The 21,393-nt window shown below is 70.3% G+C and carries 17 protein-coding genes; 12 read left to right on the forward strand and 5 right to left on the reverse strand.

Translation table 11 applies throughout. The features are described from left to right. Positions 1–29 precede the first annotated feature (29 nt). Positions 30–995, forward strand: coding sequence for a S8 family serine peptidase (locus V5E28_RS08475; RefSeq protein WP_336205850.1), 966 nt, complete (start codon positions 30–32; stop codon positions 993–995). A 160-nt stretch (positions 996–1,155) separates the two neighbouring features. Further along, entirely contained in the window at positions 1,156–4,026 is a 2,871-nt protein-coding gene (gene sepH, locus V5E28_RS08480; protein ID WP_336205851.1) for a septation protein SepH, read from the forward strand. Between the two features lie 51 nt (positions 4,027–4,077). On the opposite strand, the gene V5E28_RS08485 is transcribed toward sepH, so the two are convergent. Both V5E28_RS08485 and V5E28_RS08490 read right to left on the reverse strand, forming a co-directional pair. Continuing rightward, positions 4,078–5,517, reverse strand: coding sequence for a PH domain-containing protein (locus V5E28_RS08485; RefSeq protein ID WP_336205852.1), 1,440 nt, complete (start codon positions 5,515–5,517; stop codon positions 4,078–4,080). Between the two features lie 227 nt (positions 5,518–5,744). Next, positions 5,745–6,263: a PH domain-containing protein gene (locus V5E28_RS08490; RefSeq protein WP_336205853.1), complete on the reverse strand. Its 519-nt coding sequence runs from the start codon at positions 6,261–6,263 to the stop codon at positions 5,745–5,747. 117 nt (positions 6,264–6,380) lie between these two features. Here V5E28_RS08490 and V5E28_RS08495 point away from each other — a divergent pair, with 117 nt between their 5' ends. Together V5E28_RS08495 and V5E28_RS08500 are read left to right on the forward strand one after the other, a co-directional pair. Further along, complete coding sequence (locus tag V5E28_RS08495; RefSeq protein ID WP_336205854.1) at positions 6,381–7,346, forward strand: ATP-binding cassette domain-containing protein; 966 nt, start codon at positions 6,381–6,383, stop codon at positions 7,344–7,346. Then, positions 7,343–8,146, forward strand: coding sequence for an ABC transporter permease (locus V5E28_RS08500; protein ID WP_336205855.1), 804 nt, complete (start codon positions 7,343–7,345; stop codon positions 8,144–8,146). Before V5E28_RS08495 ends, V5E28_RS08500 begins: the two co-directional genes overlap by 4 nt. A 6-nt stretch (positions 8,147–8,152) precedes the next feature. On the opposite strand, the gene V5E28_RS08505 is transcribed toward V5E28_RS08500, so the two are convergent. Further along, positions 8,153–11,473, reverse strand: a complete 3,321-nt coding sequence (locus tag V5E28_RS08505) for an AfsR/SARP family transcriptional regulator (protein WP_336205856.1) — start codon at positions 11,471–11,473, stop codon at positions 8,153–8,155. 177 nt (positions 11,474–11,650) lie between these two features. On the opposite strand from V5E28_RS08505, the gene V5E28_RS08510 reads away from it, so the two are divergent. The 4 genes from V5E28_RS08510 (at position 11,651) to V5E28_RS08525 (ending at position 16,713) form a co-directional block, all read left to right on the forward strand. Next, a complete protein-coding gene (locus tag V5E28_RS08510) occupies positions 11,651–12,163 on the forward strand; it encodes a YbhB/YbcL family Raf kinase inhibitor-like protein (RefSeq protein WP_336205857.1) in 513 nt (170 codons plus the stop codon). A gap of 183 nt (positions 12,164–12,346) precedes the next feature. Next, entirely contained in the window at positions 12,347–13,834 is a 1,488-nt protein-coding gene (locus V5E28_RS08515) for a hypothetical protein (protein WP_336205858.1), read from the forward strand. Positions 13,835–13,931: 97 nt separating this feature from the next. Continuing rightward, a complete protein-coding gene (locus tag V5E28_RS08520) occupies positions 13,932–16,145 on the forward strand; it encodes a bifunctional SulP family inorganic anion transporter/carbonic anhydrase (RefSeq protein ID WP_336205859.1) in 2,214 nt (737 codons plus the stop codon). A 31-nt stretch (positions 16,146–16,176) separates the two neighbouring features. Next, complete coding sequence (locus V5E28_RS08525; RefSeq protein WP_336205860.1) at positions 16,177–16,713, forward strand: NAD-dependent epimerase/dehydratase family protein; 537 nt, start codon at positions 16,177–16,179, stop codon at positions 16,711–16,713. A gap of 43 nt (positions 16,714–16,756) precedes the next feature. Here the strand turns inward: V5E28_RS08525 and V5E28_RS08530 are convergent, their stop codons facing one another. Both V5E28_RS08530 and V5E28_RS08535 read right to left on the reverse strand, forming a co-directional pair. Continuing rightward, the gene (locus tag V5E28_RS08530) at positions 16,757–17,452 is read right to left on the reverse strand and encodes a hypothetical protein (RefSeq protein ID WP_336205861.1); all 696 of its coding nucleotides are present in this window, start codon (positions 17,450–17,452) and stop codon (positions 16,757–16,759) included. Positions 17,453–17,534: 82 nt separating this feature from the next. Continuing rightward, positions 17,535–17,993 carry an aldo/keto reductase gene (locus V5E28_RS08535; protein WP_336205877.1) on the reverse strand — a complete coding sequence of 153 codons (459 nt, stop codon included), beginning with the start codon at positions 17,991–17,993 and terminating at the stop codon, positions 17,535–17,537. Here V5E28_RS08535 and V5E28_RS08540 point away from each other — a divergent pair. The 4 genes from V5E28_RS08540 to V5E28_RS08555 all read left to right on the forward strand — a co-directional run. Further along, entirely contained in the window at positions 17,880–18,167 is a 288-nt protein-coding gene (locus tag V5E28_RS08540) for a hypothetical protein (protein WP_336205879.1), read from the forward strand. The genes V5E28_RS08535 and V5E28_RS08540 overlap by 114 nt on opposite strands. A 623-nt stretch (positions 18,168–18,790) precedes the next feature. Next, on the forward strand, positions 18,791–19,111 hold the full coding sequence (locus V5E28_RS08545) for a hypothetical protein (protein WP_336205862.1): 321 nt from the start codon (positions 18,791–18,793) through the stop codon (positions 19,109–19,111). 1 nt (position 19,112) lies between these two features. Further along, positions 19,113–20,654, forward strand: coding sequence for a hypothetical protein (locus V5E28_RS08550; RefSeq protein WP_336205863.1), 1,542 nt, complete (start codon positions 19,113–19,115; stop codon positions 20,652–20,654). A 487-nt stretch (positions 20,655–21,141) separates the two neighbouring features. Then, positions 21,142–21,393, forward strand: a 252-nt coding sequence (locus V5E28_RS08555) for a hypothetical protein (RefSeq protein ID WP_336205864.1), incomplete at its 3' end; no start/stop codon positions are given.

Consider the following 21,393-nt stretch of genomic DNA (forward strand, 5'->3'; position numbering starts at 1 on the left):
GACCTCTGTGACAGGCAACCTCGTCGCTCGTGCCCCGACGATTCGGCCTGCCCTCCGTATACCTCGCGGCGGCGGTGGTCACAGCCGCGGCCACCGCCGTGACCACCACTGTGCCCCTCGCCATGACGCCCGCCTCCGGCCTGGCCGGCCGCCCCCAGGTGACCGAGCCCACCCGCCCCTACATCGTCACCGCGCGTGACCGCGCCGCCGCCCGCGATCTCGTCGGAGAGATGCGCTGGCGGGTACGGCGCTACTACACCGCCGCGCTGCCCGGCTTCGCCACCTGGCTGAGCGCCGCCGAGGAGGCCGAACTGCGTGCCGACCCCCGCGTACAAGCGCTCGAACCCGACCGCCAGATCCACCCCATGAACGGGCGCAGACCCGCCGTCGCCCAGACCGCGGGCGGCAAGGGCGTCACGGTGTACGTGGTGGACAGCGGCGTCGACATCACCCGCGGCGAGTTCGGCGAGCGCGCCTGGCGGGCCTTCGACGCCACCGGCGGGACCGGCCAGGACTGCACCGGCCACGGCACCCAGGTGGCTCACACCGTCGCCGGCCGCTCGTACGGCGTGGCGCCACAGGCCAGGATCGCCTCCGTGCGGGTGCTCGGCTGCGGCGGCTCGGGCACGCTGTCGGACGTGCTGGCCGGCCTCGACTGGGTGCGCAGGCACGCGCGCGGCCCCGCCGTCACCAACCTCTCGCTCGACGGCGCCGACTCCCCCGCGCTGGACACCGCCACGCGCGGGCTCGTGCGCTCGGGCGTCTTCGTCACCGCGGCGGCGGACTCGGGCGCCTGCCGCACCGCCCGCGGCGGCCAGGCGTACTCCGCGGCCGCCCCGCAACTCGCCGGCGCCGCCGCCCGACATCTGGAGCTCCATCCGGACACCACCCCATCCTTCCTGGCGTCTTCGCTCAACTGCACGACGGCGCGCGGTGGGATTCGCCAGAATCCGTCAAGGACCTCTAACCTCCTCCTGCGCGGCGGCGGGCTCTGAGAGGATGGATTCGTCAAATGTGACCGGCGTCACATCGCCCCGGGGCTATCCCATGAAGGCGATGTTCGGACATGCCGGGTACGGTGCTGGCAGGCAACCGGCACACGCGAGAGACTCAAGGGTCCGGGGGAAGAATGAGCACGCTGACGAAGGGACTCGCATGCAGGAGCTCCGACTCGTCGCGGTGAGTGAGGACGGCACCTATCTCGTGCTGGCTACTGCCGGACGAGGCACGCGCTTCACACTTCCCGTGGACGACCGGCTCCGTGCTGCCGTCCGCGGCAACTTCTCCCGTCTCGGCCAGTACGAGATCGAAGTGGAGAGTCCGTTGCGCCCCAAGGAGATCCAGGCCCGCATCCGTGCCGGCGAGACCGCGGAGGAGATCGCCGCAACCGCCGGCATCCCGGTCGAGCGTGTCCGTTGGTTCGAGGGGCCCGTGCTCCAGGAGCGCGAGTACGTCGCCCAGCAGGCGCAGCGCGCCGCCGTCCGGATGCCCGGCGAGTCCTCGTCCGGCCCCACGCTCGGCGATCTCGTCGCCGAGCGCCTCAACCGGCGGGGGGTGCCCACCGACGAGATCGACTGGGACTCCGCCAAGCGCGACGACGGCCTGTGGCGGGTCAAGCTCGGCTACGTGTGGAACGGTCACACCAGGCACGCCGAGTGGCTCTTCGATCCGCGCAGGCGCCACGTGAGCCCGCACGACGACGAGGCGATCCGGCTGTCGGCCGCCGACTTCGACCCTGATCCCGTGGTGGAGGACACCACGGTCACCCCGTTCGCGCCACGCGTGGCCAAGCTGCAGCCGGTCCCGCCGCTCGCCTCCGCCCCTCTGTCGTTCCCCTCCGTCATCCGGCAGGACGAGCGCGAGGAGCCGGCGGTCGGCTACGAGCCGCCGGCGCGAGGCGCCGAGACGGCTTACACCTCCTCCTACGAGGCGCCGCCGTCCAATCCCGCCATGGAGGCCCCGTTCGACCGGCCCCGCGAGGCCGACCCGGCGCCCCCGCAGCGCGACGTCCCCCACCGGGCGGAGCCGCCCGCGAGGGAGACCGGCTACTCCCGTCCCGGCGAGACCGTCTCCCGCCGTGGCGGGTCTTCGCCATGGCTGCCCGACTTCGGGCAGAGCCGCGACCGTGATTCCTTCTACGCCCCCGCCACCCGCGACGCCCACACCGCCCCGCCGCCGCCTCCGGCCGCCCAGGAGCCCGCACCGCCGGCCCCGCCCGCCACCCGCCGCCCCGAAACGGGCTCGGGAGCGGCGTCCGCCCCGCAGCGAACCGACGACCGCGCACCGGCCGTCGAGGCGCCCGGCACGGCTCAGGCGCCGGCCGCCGAGCGGCCCTATGCCCAGCCCGCGGCCCCTGCCGGGCACGCCCGGACGGAGAGCGCTCCTGCCGCCCCCGTCCAGGCCCCCCCGACCGCGGCCGAGGTCCCGGCTCCTGAAGCCGCGCCCGCCGCGCAGCCTTCCCGGCCCGAGCCGGTCACGGCCGTCACGCCCGCGCCGTCCGCCGAAGCCGGGCCGGTGCCCGCCGCAGCCACCGCGCCCAGCGCGGAGCCGACGCCCGCAGAGGCGACGCGTCCCGCCGCGGAGCCGTCCCCCACCGTGGAGACGGCACCCGCCGTGGAGACGGCACCCGCCGTGGAGACGGCACCCGCTGTCGAGACGGCGCCCGTCGTGGAGACGCAGTCTGCGGGGCCGCAGTCCGTTGGGGCGCCGCCTTCTGCGGAAACCCGGCCCGCCGCGGCCGCCGCGCCCCCGATGGATGCGCCCGGCTCGAAGCCGGAACCCTCCGTCGAGCCCACGCCGGTTGAGGCGGAGCCGGTTAGGGAGACACCAGCGCAGCCGCAACCCGTCGCCACGCCGCCTGCTCAGTCCCAGCCGGTCACGGAATCCCCGGCGCGACCCGAGCCGGTCGCGGAATCCTCGGCGCGACCCGAGCCGGTCGCGGAGTCCCCCGCGCCACCCCAGCCGGTCGCGCAGACTTTCGCGCAGACCGAACTGGTCGCGAGTGCGGCTGGGCAGCCGTCCTCCGAGGCTTCACCCGCTTCCGACGTCGCCAGTGCCCAGGACACGTCCTCGGCCCCGGAGGCCGAGAGCGCAGCCACGGTCACCGATGCCGACGGCGTCCAGGCAGCCTCCACCGCAGATGCGGACTCCTCGCAGGCAGCGGCCGGCGAGGTGGCGGCCGAGGCGACGAAGCCCGCCGCGGAGGCGACGAGCCCCGCCGCCCAGACGAGCCCCGCCGCCCAGGCGGGCTCCCCCGCCGAGGCGGCGAAGCCCGACTCCGAGGTCAAGGGGCACGCGCCGGAGACGAAGGGCCAGGATGTGCCCTCGGCACCGGCGATCGCACCCGAGGAGGCGGCTCCCGCCGCCGAAGTGACGGCACCCGCCGCGGTCGAGACCGCGACCCCAGCCGCGCCGGTGAACGAGGACGTGCCCGCCGCGGGCAAGGAAGACGCCGCGCCCCCCGCTCCTCAGAGGGACGCGACGCCGGCCGCACCGGCGGCCGCGACGCCCGCAGTACTCGCAAAGGACGCGACACCAGCCGTACCGGCAGAAGTGACACCCGCCGTGCCGCCAAAAGTCGCGACGCCCGCCGTGCTGGCGAGGAACGCGACGCCGGCCGTACCTCGGAAAGAGGCGACACCGCCCGCCGCGAGCAAGGACGCAAGCCCCGCCGCAGCCGGACAGGACGCCGCGCAGACCGCTGCGGAGCCGGAGGCGACGCCCGAGGACACAGCGCCGGGGAAGGACGCGGCGGCCGCCGCGTCCGAGGGCAAGTCCGAGGCACCCGTGCCGAAGGCGAAGCCTGAGGGCAAGGGCGCGTCCGGAGGCAAGCCCGTGCCGGCCGCGCGTCCGAGCAAGGACGACCAGGCGAAGGAGGAGCCCGCCGCCAAGGACGAGCCTCCCGTGCCGGTGCCGTCCCCGCCGCCCGCCCCGGCCGCCCGCCAGGCGCGCAAGGGCTCTCGGGGCCGGCGCGCATCGGTGCCCACGTGGGACGAGATCATGTTCGGCGCCCGCCGCCAGGACTGACCAGTCCGGTTCCTGTCCCCTGGAGCATTCTCGCCAGGGGACGGGCGACGGTCAGCGGTCCAGGAAGGGCGCCAGCCATTCGGGGGTGACCTCGCTGGGGAAGGCCGTCGCCTGGGCTTCGGAGACGTCGATGGCCGAGTAGCCGCCCTTGCCGGCGCCGACCCCGGCGATCATGGTGAGGACTCCGGCGCGCCTCTGGAACCAGGTCTGGCGCAGCCGCCAGCCGACGACGGCGCGCCGTTCGACCACTGCCTGCGCGCGGCGCAGCGAACCGGAACGCACCGCCAGGCGGACCCCGTCGTAGCCGTGACCGAGCGAGTGGTAGCGGTCGATGCCCAACGGGATGCCGACGGCCGCCATGATCAGGGCGAGCACCATGAGGACCCACCACAGCGGCGACGCCGTCGCCCAGATCAGCGCGGCGGCGACGGCGGCCACGACCAGCCACGGAGCGATGGCCCTGAACAGGCGCCGGTTTCTGGCGACGGGCGGGTGCCGGCGCAGCGGGGCGTGGTAGGGGCCGATGGCGTCGCCGGCGACGTTGAAGACCACGGGGCGGGGCACGACCGGCAGGAGTTGCCCGCGGGTCTGCGAGTCGCCGAGGCCGGTCACGATGGCCCAGGCGCGGGCGACCCCGGCCCAGCGTTCGGCGAGGCCTTCGGCGATCTCGTAGCCGCGCACCCGTCTGGACTCCAGCGACACGCTGCGCCTGTTGATGAGGCCCCGCTCGGCGACGAGGTAGCCGTCGCGCCTGGTGAGCCTGAAGTTCCAGTTGAACACGGCGTACATCACGCCGCCCACGAACGGCATCGCCACCACGAGCAGCACCGCGGCCGCCACCAGCAGGGACGGGTGCTCCCAGAGCCACTCGCCGGCGGTCCAGGCGGCGTTGCGGCCGAAGCCCAGCTCGTCGCCCCATTGGAACGCCAGTCCGACGGCGCCGCCCGCGAGCGCGAACGGGGTGAACAGGTAGGCGCCCGACAGCGGGCCGTACAGGAGCCATCTGCGCGGCACGGCGACGATGACGTGCTCGACGGGCTCCTGCTCCGGCGCCGCCTCCCTCGTGACGTCCTGGGGCTCGGCGCCGGCGCCGGCGCGGCGCAGCAGGATGGGCTTGAGCCGCTCGGCCTCGCGCAGGGTGACGCCGTCGAGCGTGGCCTCGCCGTCGCCGCCGCTCGCGCCTGTGTCGATCTTGAGTACGGCCAGGCCGAGCAGCCGGTGCATGGGCGGGGTGGACACGTCCACGCCGCGCACCCGTTCGAGCGGGATGGTGCGGACGGAACGGCTGATCAGTGAGCGTTTGATCTCGAGCCTGTCGCCGGCGAAGTCGTAGCGGAAGGTGAGCCATCTGACCACCGCGAACACCACGGTGCCGACCAGGCCCAACGCCGCCCACAGGTAGGACCTGCCCGAGAAGCCGCCGACCACGAGCACGCCGACGAGCGGCAGGAGCAGCGAGGGCAGCATCCGGACCGGGTCGATGAGCAACACCTTGGGACTCAGCCGCCGCGATGTCCGGGGTGGCCGGAACGTACCGGGGTCCGGGGGCTGAGGAAACTCCGGCGCGGGCGGGCCGCCGTAAGGCGGTGCGGGCTCGCCGGCGGACGGCGGCCGGGCGGGACCGCCGGAAGGCCGCGCCGGCGCGTCGTGGTGCTGAGGGGCCGGGCCCTCAGGCTGAGGGGCCTGGCCTTCGGGCTGAGGGGGTTGGGCCGAGCCGGTCACGTCGCGTCGTCCCTGAGCTGCTCGGCGCGGTGGGCAAGGTCCTCGGCCAGCCTGGCGGCCACGAGGTAGTCGAGCCCCTTGATCGTGGAGGACCCGGCGTGGGACGCGGTGCGAATCTCGAGCGTCGCCAGCCCGAGCATCCGCTCCATCCAGCCCTGCTCCTTGTCCACCGTCTGGATGCGGCTGACCGGCACGAACACCCACTCCCTGGTCAGGAACCCCTGCCTGGCGTAGACGACGTCGCCGGACAGCTCCCACCGGTGCACCGCGTAACGCACGAACGGCTCCGCCACCAGGAACGGCGTCGTCAGCACGCCCACGGCGACGGGCAGCACCCATGGCCGGTCGGCGAACCACGAAGGCACCCACGACCATCCGCTGCCGCCGACCCAGCCGCCGACCAGGATCGATCCGCCGATGAGGAGCACGAAGCCGATCAGCGCTTCGAGCAGCCAGAGCCCGCGGGCCTTGGGCGAGACGCGGTTCGCCGGGTCGCGTAGGGGGCCAGTTGACATCACAGCACCAGCTTATGGCTCGCGGCATATCAGTGATCTGTCAGCAGCCCGGTGATCGCGTCGGGAAAGTGTCAGTGGCGTAGGCCACAGTGGGGTCATACGACGGAGGGAATGAGCATGCGGTATGCGATAGAGGCCGAAGGCCTGGTGAAACACTACGGCGAGACCAAGGCGCTGGACGGCGTCGATCTCGTCGTGCCGCCCGGCAGGTTGCTGGGCGTGCTCGGCCCCAACGGCGCGGGCAAGACCACCGCGGTGCGGATCCTGGCGACGCTGCTGGTGCCGGACTCCGGCCGCGCGTCCGTGCTGGGGTTCGACGTGCGGCGCCAGGCGCATCAGGTCAGATCGCTGATCGGGCTCACCGGACAGTACGCCGCGGTGGACGAGATGCTGACCGGTGTCGAGAACCTGGTGATGATCGGCCGTTTGCTGGGCTTGTCCCGTAGCGAGTCGCGTGCGCAGGCGACGTCCTTGCTGGAGAGGTTCGATCTGGCCGACGCCGGGGGACGCGCCACCAAGACGTTCTCCGGGGGCATGCGCAGGCGGCTCGACCTGGCGGCCAGCCTCGTGGGGAGGCCGCAGGTGCTGTTCCTCGACGAGCCCACCACCGGGCTCGACCCGCGCAGCCGCACCGAGTTGTGGGGTGTCGTGCGGGGGCTGATGGCCGACGGCGTGACCGTGCTGCTCACCACGCAATACCTCGAGGAGGCCGACCAGCTCGCCGACGACATCGTGGTCTTCGACCACGGCAGGGTGATCGCCGCGGGCACCTCCGACGAGCTCAAGGCCACGACGGGCGCGCAGGTGCTGGAGGTGCGGCCGATGCAGGAGCACCACCTGGAGCTGGTGGCCAAGGTCGTCACCGAGGTCGTGGACGAACTGCCCGAGGTGTCGGGCGGCCGCGTCACGGCCGCCGTGCACGACCCCGCCGTGGTGCCCGCGATCGTGCGCCGCCTCGACGAGCTGGGCATCGTCGCCTCGGAGCTGGCGCTGCGCAAGTCCAGCCTGGACGAGGTTTTCCTGGCCTTGACCGGCCACCGCGCCGAGGAGCCGGCGGACGCCGAAGAGGAGATCTACGCATGACCGCGATCACCGCCCTGCCCGCCCTGCCCAGCCGGGTCAGCCCGGGCGCCACCGTCAGGCAGACGCTGACGCTGGCATGGCGCAGCCTGGTGCAGATCAAGCACAACCCCTGGGAGCTGCTCGACCTCAGCATCCAGCCGATCATGTTCCTGCTGCTGTTCACCTACGTGTTCGGCGGCGCGATCTCCGGCTCGACCGGCGACTACCTGCAGTTCGCGCTGCCCGGCCTGCTCGTGCAGAACGCGCTGTTCTACACCCTGTCCACGGCGATCGGGCTCAACACCGACATCACCAAGGGCGTCTTCGACCGGCTGCGAAGCCTGCCGATCGCGCGGACGGCGCCGCTGGCGGGGCGGATCATCGCCGACACGTTCAAGCAGGTGTGGGCGTTCGCGCTGCTCGTCGGGTTCGGCATGGTTTTGGGGTTCAGGATCTCGACCGGCGTGGCCGGCCTGCTGGGGGCGCTGGCCCTGCTGGTGGTCGTGGCGCTGGCCATGTCGTGGATGTCGGTCCTGATCGGGCTCAAGGCGTCCAGCCCGGAGAAGGTGCAGATGATCGCCTTCTCGGTGATGATGCCGCTGACGTTCACCAGCAGCGCGCTGGTGGCGCCCGACACCTTCCCCGGCTGGCTGCGGGCCTGGTCCGACGTCAACCCGGTGACCCACCTGTCCGACGCGATCCGCGGGCTGATGATCGGCGGCGACGTGGCGGGCTCCGCCATGATCTCGCTGCTGTGGTCGGCGGGCTTCGTGGTGGTGTTCGCGCCGCTGGCGATCAGGGTCTTCCGCAGCCGCGTCTGACCGGGGTCAGACCCGCAGTGCCAGCGCGACGACGTCGTCAGGGTCCATCGCCCGGCCGCGTTCGAGGTGACGGAGAAACTCCCGATCCCCGAGCGCGGCTTTCGCGTCCGCGGTGAGCCGCACATGGTCGAGGTCCACCACCGCCGTGATGCCCTTGACCGCCTCCGCGCCGCCGAGCAGCACCGCGGCGTCCGCCGCCCGTCTCTCGGCCAGGGCCACCCCCGAGCAGGCGATGACGGCGATTCCGATGAGCTGCGCGTCGCGCACCTCCGCCGCCTGCTTCAACGCCAGGGTGAGCATCCGCCGCGCCATGGCGAGGTCACCCTCCTGTACGGCCATCAGCCCGAGGGAGGAGTTGACCGCCGAGATCATCTGCACCGGTACCACGGTGGCCGCGTCCAGCATGGACATCGCGCGGGCGTAGTGCTCTCGGGCCCTGGCGAGGTCGCCGTCCTGCCTGGCGAACTCGCCCCAGGCCGCCGACACCCCCGCCTCGCCGAGCTGGTCGCCGGCGTCGGCCGCCACCTGGGCGACGTCCCTCAGGAGCTGCTCGGCCTCGGCCCGGTAGCCCTGGAGGTTCAGCCCGAGCGCCAGCCTGGCCCGCATGTACGCGGTGTCCTCCAGCGCCCCGAGCTCGTTGACCAGCTCCAGCGCGTCCCGCATGACGTCGGTGCCGAGCCCGGGGTCGCCGCGCAGGAAGTGCACGTCGGACAGGGCCGCGAGCGCGGTCGCGGCGCCCCAGCGGTCCCCGATCGTGCGGTAGCCGTCGAGCGCGGCCAGTGTCTCCCGCTCGCCCTCCTCGATGTGGCCGGCGGAGTAGTGGCTCAGCCCACGCAGCAGCATCCCGGTGGCGACCACCCACGGGTCGGGGTGCCCGGCCATCTCCGCCACCAGCGCCTCGTCCCGCGGCCCGCCGCTACCGACCAGCACGAACATGGGCCCGGCCATCGCCACCAGCGCGTGCGGCGCGACCTCGGGCGAAAGCAGCCCCCGCATCTCCTCCAGCGTGCTCATCGCCTCCTCCCACGACAGCAGCAGGCCGACCCCGTTGAGCACGTACACGGCCAGGCCCACGGCGCGCATCTGCGCCGGAGTGCCGGACGCGGCGTCGAGCGCCTCCCGTGATCTGGTCGCGGCTTCGAGCCGGTGGCCGCGCAGCCACCAGTACCAGCCGAGCGCGCCGACCAGCCGGAGCGCCTGCTCACCGGCGCCGCTGTCGACGGCCCAGCGCAGCGCCGTGGACAGGTTCTCGTGCTCGGCGCTCAGCTCGGCCAGCCGGTCGAGCTGCTCTCCCCTCCGCAGTCCCGGCTCGGCGGCCTCGGCCAGCTCGGTGAAGTGCACCGCGTGCGCCCGCCGTACGGTGTCCAGCTCGCCGGATTCGGCGAGCCGCTCCGCCGCGTAGGCGCGGATCGTCTCGAGCATCCGGTATCGCCCCGCGTCGAAGACCACGAGCGACTTGTCCACCAGCCTGGCCAGCGAGTCGAGCACATCGCCGTGCGCGCGCTCGGCGGCGTGGGGTGGCGGGGGCTCGTGTCCCCGCTCGGACGCGGAGCCGTGAGGTGGCGCCGGCGTGATGTCCTGGAGCTGCTCGACGACAGCGTGGAATCGCTCGATCGTGGCGAGCGTGGCGCCGCCGGCGAACACCGACAGCCGCCGCCCGAGCGTCCGCTCATGCTCGTCCAGCAGGTTCCAGCTCCATCCGACCACGGCCCGCAGTGTCTGGTGGCGCGGCTGGGCGGTGCGGCTGCCGGTGCTGAGCAGCCGGAACCTGTCCTGCTGTGCCGCTCCCAGGCGGGCGGCGATCTCCTCGGCGGTCATCGACCGCAACCGGGCGGCGGCCAGCTCGATGGCGAGCGGCATCCCGTCCAGCGCCCGGCAGATGGCCACGACCGGCCCGGCGTCCTGCCTCACCTGATAGCCGGGCCGCACCGCGGCGGCCCTGTCGGCGAAGAGCCGCACGGCGGGATAGGAGGCGGCGTCGCCTGCCCCGGCTCCCGCCGGCGGCAGGCCCAGCGGCGGCAGCGTCCAGGTGACCTCGCCGGTGATGCCGAGCGGCTCCCGGCTGGTCGCCAGGATCCGCACGCCGGGACACTCGGCGAGCATCCGGTCGGCGATCCGCGCCGCGTGCTCCACCACGTGCTCGCAGTTGTCGAGCACGATCAGCAGCCGCTTGCCGTGCAGTGCCCTGAGCAGGCGGTCGAGCGGGTCCTTCGGCAGCGACGCCAGCGGGAGGGGCAGCCCGTCGCGCAGGTCGAGCGCGCTGATCACGCTCTGTACCAGCCCGGCCTCGTCGCGTACGGGGGCCAGCTCGGCCAGCCAGACCCCGTCGGGCACGGCTCCGGCGCCAGAGGCCGCCATCGTCTGCGCGACCTCCGTGGCCAGTCTCGTCTTGCCCGCGCCGCCGGGCCCGATCAGCGTCACCAGCCGATGCGCGGCCAGCAGGTCGCCGGTGTGGGCGAGGTCGTCCTCCCGCCCGACGAAGCTCGTCAGGCCGGCCCGCAGGTTGCCCCGCCGCACCCCGGCCTGCGGCTCCGCCCGCTGCCCGCGATCCCACGGAGGCATCGGCTCCTGGGCGCCCCCTGTCGGGGGCGGCTGGTCACGCAGCATGCTCATGTGCAGCTCCGCCAGGGCGGGCGACGGATCGGCGCCGAGCTCGTCGCGGAAGGTGCGGCGCGCCGCCTCGTACGCCGCCAGCGCCTCAACCCGCCGGCCGGCACCGTACAGGGCTCTCATGCGCTGGCCGTGCAGGCGCTCGCGCAGCGGGTGGGCGGCCAGCAGGCCGGACAGCTCGTCGAGGAGGCCGGCGTGCCGGCCGAGTCGCAGCTCGGCCTCGATGCGGTCTTCGGCGACGGTCAGCCGCCGGCTCTCCAGCCGGGCGACGTCGGCGGCGATCACCTCTCGCGGCAGGTCGGCCAGCACGGGACCGCGCCACAGCGCCAGCGCCTCCCGCAGGGTGTCGGCCGCCGTGCGCGCGTCACCGCCTGCCAGAGCTTCCTGCCCCTGGCGGGCGAGCACGCCGAATCTGCGCACGTCGACCTGGTCAGGCCCGGCCATCAACCGGTAACCGGCCGGATCGGCCACCAAGATCTGGCGCACCTGATTTTTTCCCAGCGCGGCGCGCAGCCGCGAGACCAGCGCCTGAAGGGCGTTGCCGACGCCCGACGGCACCCGGTCGTCCCAAATCCCGGCGACCAGCCGTTCGACGGGAACGGTCCGGCTGGCGTCGAGAACGAGCAGGCCAAGCAGGGTCCGCAGGCGCTGCCCGGCGATCTCCACGACCTCGCCGTCTCGGCGGACCTCGAGCGGGCCGAGGATGGCGAAGGTCATGCTTGGGTCCGAGCTCACCCGCTCCATGCCTCGATTCTGGCGGATTTCGCGTCCTTTACCTGCCACCGACCCTCTCGAAACGGTCGGCGCATCGCCGAGAGCCGCGTAGCATCATCCGGCATGGGGCTGTGTAACAGGGCAAGGCGTGTGCGACGCACTGCTGTCATTGTGACAGCGGTGGCGGGAGTGCTCGCCTCGACCGGTTGCGGCGCCATCTTCGGAAGATCCGAAGCCAGCGAGATCGCGGGCATCAACATCTCGAGCCCGGACCTGCGCGAGGGCAAGCCGCTGCCCCGCCAGCACTCCTGCAAGGGCAGCCAGGGCAGCCCGGCGCTGCGCTGGTCAAGCCAGCCCCTGTCGAAGGCGAAGTCCGTCGCGATCGTCGTCGACTCCCATACTCCTGCTACATCGGCCGTGCACTGGGTGCTCTACAACATCCCGCCCACCACGACCGAGCTGGGACCCGGTGCCGCCGAGAGCCTGCCAGAAGGCTCCAGTCAGGCAAGGGTGACCAGTGGAAAGGTGGGCTACGAGCCCCCTTGCAATGACGAGGGCACATACCGGTTCAGCGTTTACACGCTGAGCGGGCGGGTCAAGGTCTCGGAGGGCGCCCCCCTTTCCGAGGTCCTGAAGAAGATCGCAGATCAGACCATCGCCCGCGGACGGCTCACCGTCGTCGACATTGAGTGAGATCCCGGACACTGCCCGTGTTAGTGGTTACCAATTCTTCACTTAGGGTGTGACAACGCTCGTAGTGGTCCGACAGAATCAGATCCAATTGTTAGGTGCTGGTGATCAAAGGGGGCAGGTCGCGTCGATGGCCGCGCGATCTCACCGGCGCCACAGGGAGGCCATGGCTTTGAGGGTGGTGCAATGATCGCGGTCGTCGTGAGCTTGGTCGCTGTCGTGCTCCTCGTGCTCGTCGTCGTGGCACTGGGCATGCGTTCCATGAATCGCCGGGAGAGTTCACTTCCTCCCGAACGGCTGAAGGAGATGGCTGAGAAGGAGGGGATGACCCACGCGCGCTCGACGGACGAGTTCGCCGCGTCCGAGCCCCGCATGAGCAAATTCAGTCCGGATTTCAGCCCGATTGACGAACCCAAGGCGAAAACGGTCCGCACCGGTCAGCGTGGCAAGCGTGGCGTGGACGAGTGGGGCAACCCGAGCTCCGATGACGAGGACGAGGAGTTCTGGGCCAACATCCGCAGTGACGCCGAGGAGGGCGGTTTCGGCGCCGGCGGCACGGTCGCGGCCCGTAAGGGCGCCTCTCGTCCCGTCGACCGCGAGCGGCCCGGTGGCGGCGAGCGTGAGCGGCCCCCGGCCAGGCCCGAGCGGCCCGCCCAGCGCAGGGGCAGGCGCGAGCCCGTCTCCGCCGACCCGAACGCGGCGACCGTCCAGGCACCGCTGCCCCAGCGCCCGGCCAAGGCCCCCGCTCCGACTCCCGCTCCCGCCGCCGGCCTGGCGGACCTGGTCGAGCCGCCGCAGCGGCCCGCCCCGTCCAGCGCGGACATGGCCGACCAGCGCACGGTGACGTTCGCCGCCCCGACGGCCGACGTGATGACCATCCTGGGCGCGGGCGCCCAGGCGGTGCCGTCGACCCGCCCCGACTCCCTGCAGGGCAGCGGCTCCTTCCCCGCCTCGCCGAGCCCGTCGCTCTCCAGCAACGGCTCGTCCTATCCGGCCGTCTCCGGCGACGGGTCCCGCTACCAGTCGGTCTCCACCAACAGCAGCGGCTCGTTCCCCGCCGTGAGCCCCACGTCCAGCGGCTCCTTCCCAGCCGTGCCCGCCTCGCCCATCCACGGGGCGCCGACCAGCGACCCGTTCCCGGCCTACAACGGCACGGCGAGCCCGCTCGACGCCACCTGGGCCGGCTCCCCGGCCACCACGTCCGGCTCCTGGGCCGCCTCCCCCGACATCCTCGACGACCCCGCCCCCGCCGCGTCCACCCCGAGCGGCTCCTGGCCGGCGTTCGAGCCGCAGCAGAGCGTGCCGCAGCCCTCCTACCCCGCCTCCTACGAGGTGCGCGCCGGCTGGGCCGTGGCCGACGACTCCGACGCCCTGACCGGGCCCTCCCCTGTCACCAGCACGCCGACGGCGCCGGGCAGGGCGGTCTCCGCCTACGACGACGTCCTGTCCGCCCCGGCACCCGTCCAGCCCGCCCCGTCGTACGCGTACGAGACCGGCGACTACGCGAGCAGCCCGGCGGCCGCCTGGCCGGAGCCTCCCGCGGCGAACGGGAGCTGGCCAGGCTACGGCGAGAGGTACGGCGCGCCCGAGGTGGGCGCCGCCAGGCCGGGTGACCAGAGCGGCGGTCACCGCCGGACGACTCCGGAGCAGGAGTTCCCCGACTACTACCGTTGATCGCCGCCGCGTCGATCGACACGGCTGCCAAGACATGAATATGTAAAACCCGTTGTGCACGCCTTAACGGAGAGCCTGGCGGCACTAGGGTTTGTCCATGATCCGCGTCACTGACAGTAGCGTGTGGAGCACGCTCAGGTACGACGTGCCTGCCTCGCTCGTGGTTTTCCTCGTCGCGGTGCCCCTGTCGCTGGGCATCGCGATGGCCTCGGGCGCCCCCCTCGCCGCAGGGCTGGTCGCCGCCGTGGTCGGCGGGATCGTGGCGGGCGCTCTCGGCGGCTCGGCCGTCCAGGTGAGCGGGCCCGCGGCCGGGCTCTCCCTGGTCGTCGCGGACCTCGTGCAGACCTACGGCTGGCGGGCCACCTGCATGATCACCCTGCTCGCGGGCGCGGTGCAGCTTCTGCTCGGCGTGTTCAGGGCGGCCAGGGCCGCGCTGGCCGTCTCCCCCGCGGTCGTCCACGGCATGCTGGCGGGCGTCGGCGTGGTCATCGCGCTGTCCCAGCTGCACGTCGTGCTGGGCGGCAGCTCCCAGCGCTCCGCTCTGGCGAACCTCATCGAGCTGCCCGGCCAGCTCGCGGAGCTGCACGGTCACAAGATCGCGGTGGGCCTGCTCACCATCGCGGTGCTGGCCGTCTGGCTGCGGCTGCCGAGATCGATCAAGGTGGTGCCGGCGCCGCTGGCGGCGCTGCTCATCGCCTCGCTCAGCGCGTGGGGCTTCGGCTGGGACGTCACCCGCATCGACCTGTCCAACACCTTCACCGAGTGGGCCTTCCCCGTGCTGCCGCAGGGCGACTGGCACATGATCCTGGCCTCGGTGCTGCTGGTGGCGCTGCTGGCCGGCGTCGAGTCGCTGCTGTGCTCGGTGGCGATCGACACCATGCACAGCCGCCCCCGCAGCGACCTGGACCAGGAGCTCGCCGGCCAGGGCGTGGCCAACATGGTGACGGGAGCGCTCGGCGGCCTGCCCCTGGCGGGAGTGATCGTACGCAGCACCGCGAACGTGCAGGCGGGGGCGCGTAGCCGGGCCTCGACGATCCTGCACGGCGTGTGGGTGCTGGTGTTCGCGCTCGGCTTCGGCTGGACGATCCGGCTGATCCCGGTGGAGGCGCTGGCCGCGCTGCTGGTGTTCATCGGCGTGCAGATGGTCAACCTCGGCCATGTCAGGAAGGTGCACGGCCACGGCGAGGTGCCCGTCTACATCGTGACGATGGCGGGCGTGGTCCTGCTCGGGCTGGCCGAGGGCGTGCTGTTCGGCCTGGCTCTGGCCGCACTGCTCGCGCTGCGCCGGCTGACCTGGGTCACCGTCAAGACGCGGCAGGAGCCCGACGGCCGCTACCACGCGACGATCTCCGGCTCGCTCACCTTCCTCGGCGTGCCGCGGCTCACCCAGGAACTGCGGGCCATTCCGGCAGGGGCGCCCGTCGACCTCGACCTGGACATCGACTTCATGGACAACGCCGCCTTCGAGGCGATCCACTCCTGGCGGCAGGACCACGAGCGGCTCGGCGGCACCGTCGACATCGACGAGCTGCACGACGAGTGGTACGCGATGGCGGCCAGCGGCGTCCGCATGTATCCCGCCAAGAACCCGACCAGGCCGCCGGAGCGGTGGTGGCTGCCGTGGGCGCACCGCCGGAACCGTAAGGCCCACCGGGTCCTGCCCCTGCACGGCACCTCCGGGCAGGCCGACTGCCAGATCACCGCGGGCGCGCGGGAGTTCCACCGGCGTACGGCCCCGCTGGTGCGGCCCATCTTCACCGAGCTGGCCCGCAAGCAGCAGCCCACGCACCTGTTCATCACGTGCGCGGACTCCCGGATCGTGCCCAGTTTGATCACCGCGAGCGGTCCGGGAGACCTGTTCACCGTCCGCAACATCGGCAACCTGGTGCCGCGCAAGGACTCCGACACGCAGGACGACTCGGTCGGGGCCGCGATCGAGTACGCCACGCAGGTGCTGGGCGTGCACACCATCACGGTGTGCGGGCATTCGGGCTGCGGGGCGATGGCCGGGCTGCTCAGCGGCGGGGTGAAGGCGGGCAGTCTGCCGGCGATGCGGCGCTGGCTGCGTCACGGCAACCACAGCCTGGCGAGGTTCATCGAGACGGAGGGCGACCGGCTGGACAGCGGGGCCCTGGACACGCTCTGCCGGGTCAACGTGCAGCAGCAACTGGAGAACCTGCGCACCTACCGGAAGGTCGACGAGCAGATCAGGGCCGGGCGGCTGAAGCTGGTGGGGCTCTACTTCGACATCGGCTCGGCCAGGGTGCACATGCTGCCGCCGGTGCCGTCAACGCTCTGCGTGAAGACGTGACCCGGGCCGCGCCCGCGCGCAGAATGAACGCATGAAGGTGCTGGTGGTCGGTGGGTCTGCGTTCCTGGGTCGCGCTGTCGTGGAGGAGGCGATGAGCCGGGGGCACGAGGTCACGACGTTCAACCGGGGCCGCAGCGGCGCCGACGTGCCGGGCGTGGAGGCGGTCAGGGGCGACCGGGAGGTCACCGCCGACCTCCGGCGGCCTGGTCGAGCAGGGGGCGGGGGTCTTCACCGAGCTCCCGCTCTGGGGCGGCCCGCCGTCACAGGAGATGGTCAACTTCTGGGGCGTGCCGACGGCCAAGGCCGAAGCGGCGGGCCTGCGTTCCCGCCCGGTCGCGGAGACCGTGCACGACACGTGGGAGTGGCTGCGGCGGATCCCCGAGGACCAGCGCTCCTACGGCGCCACCAGAGCACGGCATGGCGCCGGAGAAGGAGGCGGCCATTCTCGCCGCCTGGGCCGCCCGCTCTGCGTAATCCTCCGCAGACCGGCCGCGGGCGCGCGGCTAACGTCGTCGGCATCCGCGAGGTTGCCCCCAGTGCCCATGGCTCACCTCGCGGAGGGTCCTGACTCCCAGGGGCCGGAGGGGCGGAGGCGCCGATGCCTCCGCCCCTCATCCAGCGCTGGTGTGCGCGTACGTCTCCTGCGGGCGGCCCACCGGGTAGTAGGCGGCCCACGCCTGGTCGCCCATGCGCAGCACCTTCACCCCGATCCAGCCCAGCCCGGCGACGGGCACGGTCCAGAAGAGCGCGGTCGCGGGCCCGTACGAGACGGCGAACGACCCCAGGTAGCCGGCGGCGACCAGCGCGGGCACCCACCAGCCGACGAACCCCGCCCGCCACACGGCCGCGACCAGCACCGGCAGGCCGAGGAACCCCAGGAAGGCCCAGGGCATCTGGAAGCCGTAGACGACGCCCGGCAGGTTCATCATCTCGTCGAGGATCTGCTGTGCCCGCTCCGGCGGGTAGTGCCGTCCCAGCCACCACTCCACGGGGTCGGTCATCAGCAGGCCGGACAGGGCGACGTAACCGATCACGGTCAGCGAGCCGGACACATGCCCGAGCCTGGTCGCCTTGTGCCTGGTCAGATGGATGAGCCCGAACGCGGCCACCGCCATGAGCATCCAGCTCCAGTGGTAGAGCACGGACTGCGTCTGGGCGAGGACGGGATCGTCGCCGAAGCTGACCGCCTCGCGCTCGTCGCCCCACGTGCCGGGGTCGACGATGACGGCCAGGGCTTGGAGAAGGGGGGCCACGATGAGCAGAATGCCCGCGGCGACGCGGCGGAAGGTCACCTGATCTCTCAACATTCCGCAGACAGTAGGCGCGAGTCGCCGTGGCGGTCGTCCGCCTGCGGAATGACCGCCTGTCGCCCTCGTGGCGGATGGACGGCTATCGATCTGCTCCGTGCGGGTGAGCACCCCGCGTCCCAGTGGCGAGAACGCGACGAAGCCGATGCCGAGCTCGTCCATGACGGCCTTTCGCCGTTGTCCAGCACGTCTCGGGAGAAGAGCGAGAACTCCGACTGCACGTCTGCCAGCGGTGTACGGCATGCGCCCGGCGGATGGTGGCCGCGGACGCCTCCGACAGTCCGATGTGCCGGACTTTGCCCGCCTTGACGAGCTCCGCCATCGCACTGATGGACTCTCGCGAGGCTGGAGAGCGAGACGATTCCTGCCGTCTGGCCGGGCTTCGCCGCACGGCTGAGCCCTTGACGATCCGGCCGGACGAGTGCCGATGGACTACGGTGCGGCCATGGTGAGCCAGACCCCCCAGATGATTGCGAACAGTCATGTCGTTTACGCCGCGGCGGTGTTGGCTGGCACCGCAGATCTGCGCGGATATCCCCATCGTCACCTGGCGGTCCTCTCCCAAATCCACGCCGGATCCGCGATCACCCTCACGGAGGTGCTCATAGCGGTCGAGATCCTGCAGCAGTGGGGGTGGGAGTTGGTCAACGTGGCCAGCCTTCCCAACGGAAAGGTGACGAGCCAGATATGTGCGGTCATGCGGCGCCGCGACTGAGACGCATGACGGGGAGACGGCCTACCTCTCACGGCGTCGAGGTCGCGAGACGAGAACGGCGATCAGGGTGAACAAGGTCAGACGCAGCTGCGGCCCGGCGCCGCGACGATCCCGAGGCGATGGACCGCCGGGGACGCCTGTTTCCAGAGGATGAAGACCTCGGTCGGGGAGTCAGCGAGATCGGCGTCCTTGCGGAACAGGGACACGCGCTGAGCGCCCCGCGCCCGGTCGGGGACGTGAAGAGAGACGAGCCGGCCTGTAGGCCGGGTTCTATTTCCACCTGCCTCTGACCTGTATGTAAAGGAGAGATCAAGGCGGGAGCTGCAACAACGATGACGTTGTTTGACACTGGTTATCGCGCTCTGTCGATGCAGTGTGCCCTGGATGTGCCCTGTTAGGTCAGTGAGGTTGCATCGTCGAGCTGCATCACATGGCAACAAAAGGTGCAGAATGGGGCATTTTTCGCAAATGAGTGTCTTGTTCGGAGCCCGGGCGGCGACAAGCTTGAAACCCATAAGAAACTTGCAACATCTCAACTCTCTGGAACGATTTACCGAGAGGGGACTCCGCCCCTCGACCGTGGACGTCAAAGATGGCAGTCATGGAACCGAGCGAGGGACAACATGCAGGTCAACAATCTGGGACCAATAACCAACCAGACCAATATCGACCATAGTGTCGCTCTATCGCGAGACGATCTGCAAGCCGGCGTGGCACAGCTTAGGAGTCTCATCAAAGCCGGAGCCATCCCAGAGAGTGTGGGGTCTGAGGTGGTCGCCGAAGTTGAGGCGAGCTTGAACGAGGCAAATGGCCAGCCTACCGGTCGGCTGAAAGGCGCACTTCAGAGGCTGCGGGACCTGCTCGCGGTCGGCGGAGCGTCCGCTGACGACGTCGCCAAGGTTGCCAGTGCGATAACCGCCATATCGGCGATCGTCGGGGGGTGAGATGACGGATCTCGCCGATGACAAGGTTTCGGTCGGGCCTGACCAGAGCGAGATGCACGTTAACAATCATGCCCCGGTCGGTAACCAGCAGAACATCGAGAACTACTACGGCGAAGATCGGCCGCCTGAGGATCATCTCAGTGCGGCCCGCCGGGCGATGGAGGAAAGGCGATGGACACAGGCCTATGAGCATTACGCGGATTACCTGAAGTCTGAACCTGCCTCGACAGCCGAGAAGATGGCCGAAGTGCGGGTAGAGCACGCCCTGGCCAGACTGCAGGGGAGACGACCTCGTGCTCTTCCAGATCGCATCCAGAACGAAGTCCACACGCTCTTGTCTCGGGCTTGCGAACTCGATCCTGACTCAGCAGCGGCCACTGTTCTCATGGCCATCTTCAACGAGGACCTCGATCACGCATTTTTGCGCGAGGCGGATTCTTCTGATGAGGTACAGCGTGCGAGCGAGAACCTAAATTTTGAGTGGGCACGGCGGATCGTGACTGCGATCTCAGTTCGCGAATCGCTGACCTGGAAGACTCTTGATCAACGGGTCACCCCAGGTGGCACCATGCCGACTACGATGCTGACCTTGATCAGCGAAGAGGAGCGGGGAGAGCGTGAACATCGAATGCGTACACTGTTCACCCCGGTCCCGGCAACGCCGGTGCGGGAACCACGCCTCAACCCAGTCTTCGGCCTTCTTCCTCTTGCTGGCGGCGGTGTCATCGTTTGGGTTGCCATCGCTCTTCTGGCAGGATACGGAGCTCCTTGGTGGTCGCTAATATCACCTGCTCCATATATCGGCGTGATGGGTGCCGGTGCGGTTTCCCTTGGTGGCTGGCTGACATTCAGGGCGCTATTCGTCAACTGGCGGCAGAGCCGACTTTTCCATCGCGCCATGCGAGACTATCAAGAACAGAAACGCATCTATGAGGAGAATCTTCCCGCCAATGCCCAGATAACCCGCTGGTTCCAGCACGATGTAGCGGCCATTGTAGATCGGGCCCTGACCCGTTTGGGTATCGTGATGGAGGAACTACACAACACAGGGCGCATCACTGATCCACTCGTTATCGTGGGTCCTGCCAATCCACCGAAGACCAAATTGGTGCGGCACCATCGAGTTGGAGACGGTTATATCGCATCTCGCTATACGGTCTTCGTAGTTTGTATGGCGGATTACAAACTGGGGGCGTACCGGACGACCTTGGATTCCATCACGGGCGCGCGTGAGCCCGAGGAGCAGACGAGCGAATACCGTTATCAGGACATCGTCTCCGTGAATGTCAAGACCGTCCGTTTGGACCTTCCACCGGGCGCCCAGAAGACTGAGGACGCCGAGCCTACTTACGCTTTCGTGGATGCCGAAGAAAAACACACCGTGGCAGAACGATTCACCCTCATAGTCCCTGGTGATCGTTTCACGGTGACAACGAAGGTTAGCACCGAGGACGGCAAGGGATCGAGCATCGACTTCTCCAAGGCGGATCGTGCATTGGCTGCTATAAGGCGGCGGATCGCTGCCAGCACCAGACTGGCGTAACTAGTGAGCGGCGCTGGTATTGAGCCATCGACTCTTCGCTTGTAAACGAAGTTGAAAGCATCTCCCCTGAGTGGATAGCAACCTCTAGGTCGGTAGGACGTCCGTGGGCGTCCACAAGTACATATACAGATGGGCCATTGTTACTTCGCTTAACACTCCGGTTCGTCATGGCCCGGTCGAGGGACGTGGACCCTTCGTCCCGAACTCGCGGTGCAGGGATAGTTGAGAGTCGGTGTGGAGGCTGAGTGGTCTGCGAAGGTCGCGGCTGGGCGCTGGCGGTCGGCAGGGTTGCTGCATATGGCTGCTGCACCCTTGAGCGGAGGGAGCTATATTCGAACCCTCAACTTCCTGCTTGCAAACGAAACCCAAGCTATGCCTGGCCTGAGGGCCTGGGCGGGTAGCTTGGAGAGAACGTCCACATGCGTCCATAGGTGGGTGCGATGATGGGAACGCGTTGCCACTCAGGCCAGCCAAAGGGAGACAGAATGTGGAAAGAGCTTCTTCCATACTTGAGCCAATTAATGACCATTACAGTCGCCGTGGCAGCCATACTTTTCACGCGAATATCAAGTCGCGAAAGCGTAAATTCACAACTGCGACAGAAATGTGGGAGAAGAAAGCTGAAACGTATGTCGATATTATCCGCCAAACGACGCGCGCTGACCCTCACAACGGGAAGACGCCAAAAGGATACATGAGAGAAGCTACCCAAGATCCTGGTGGCGAGGTGAGCTTTCTC

This window comes from Nonomuraea sp. LPB2021202275-12-8, from assembly GCF_037044575.1.
Classification (GTDB): Bacteria; Actinomycetota; Actinomycetes; order Streptosporangiales; family Streptosporangiaceae; genus Nonomuraea.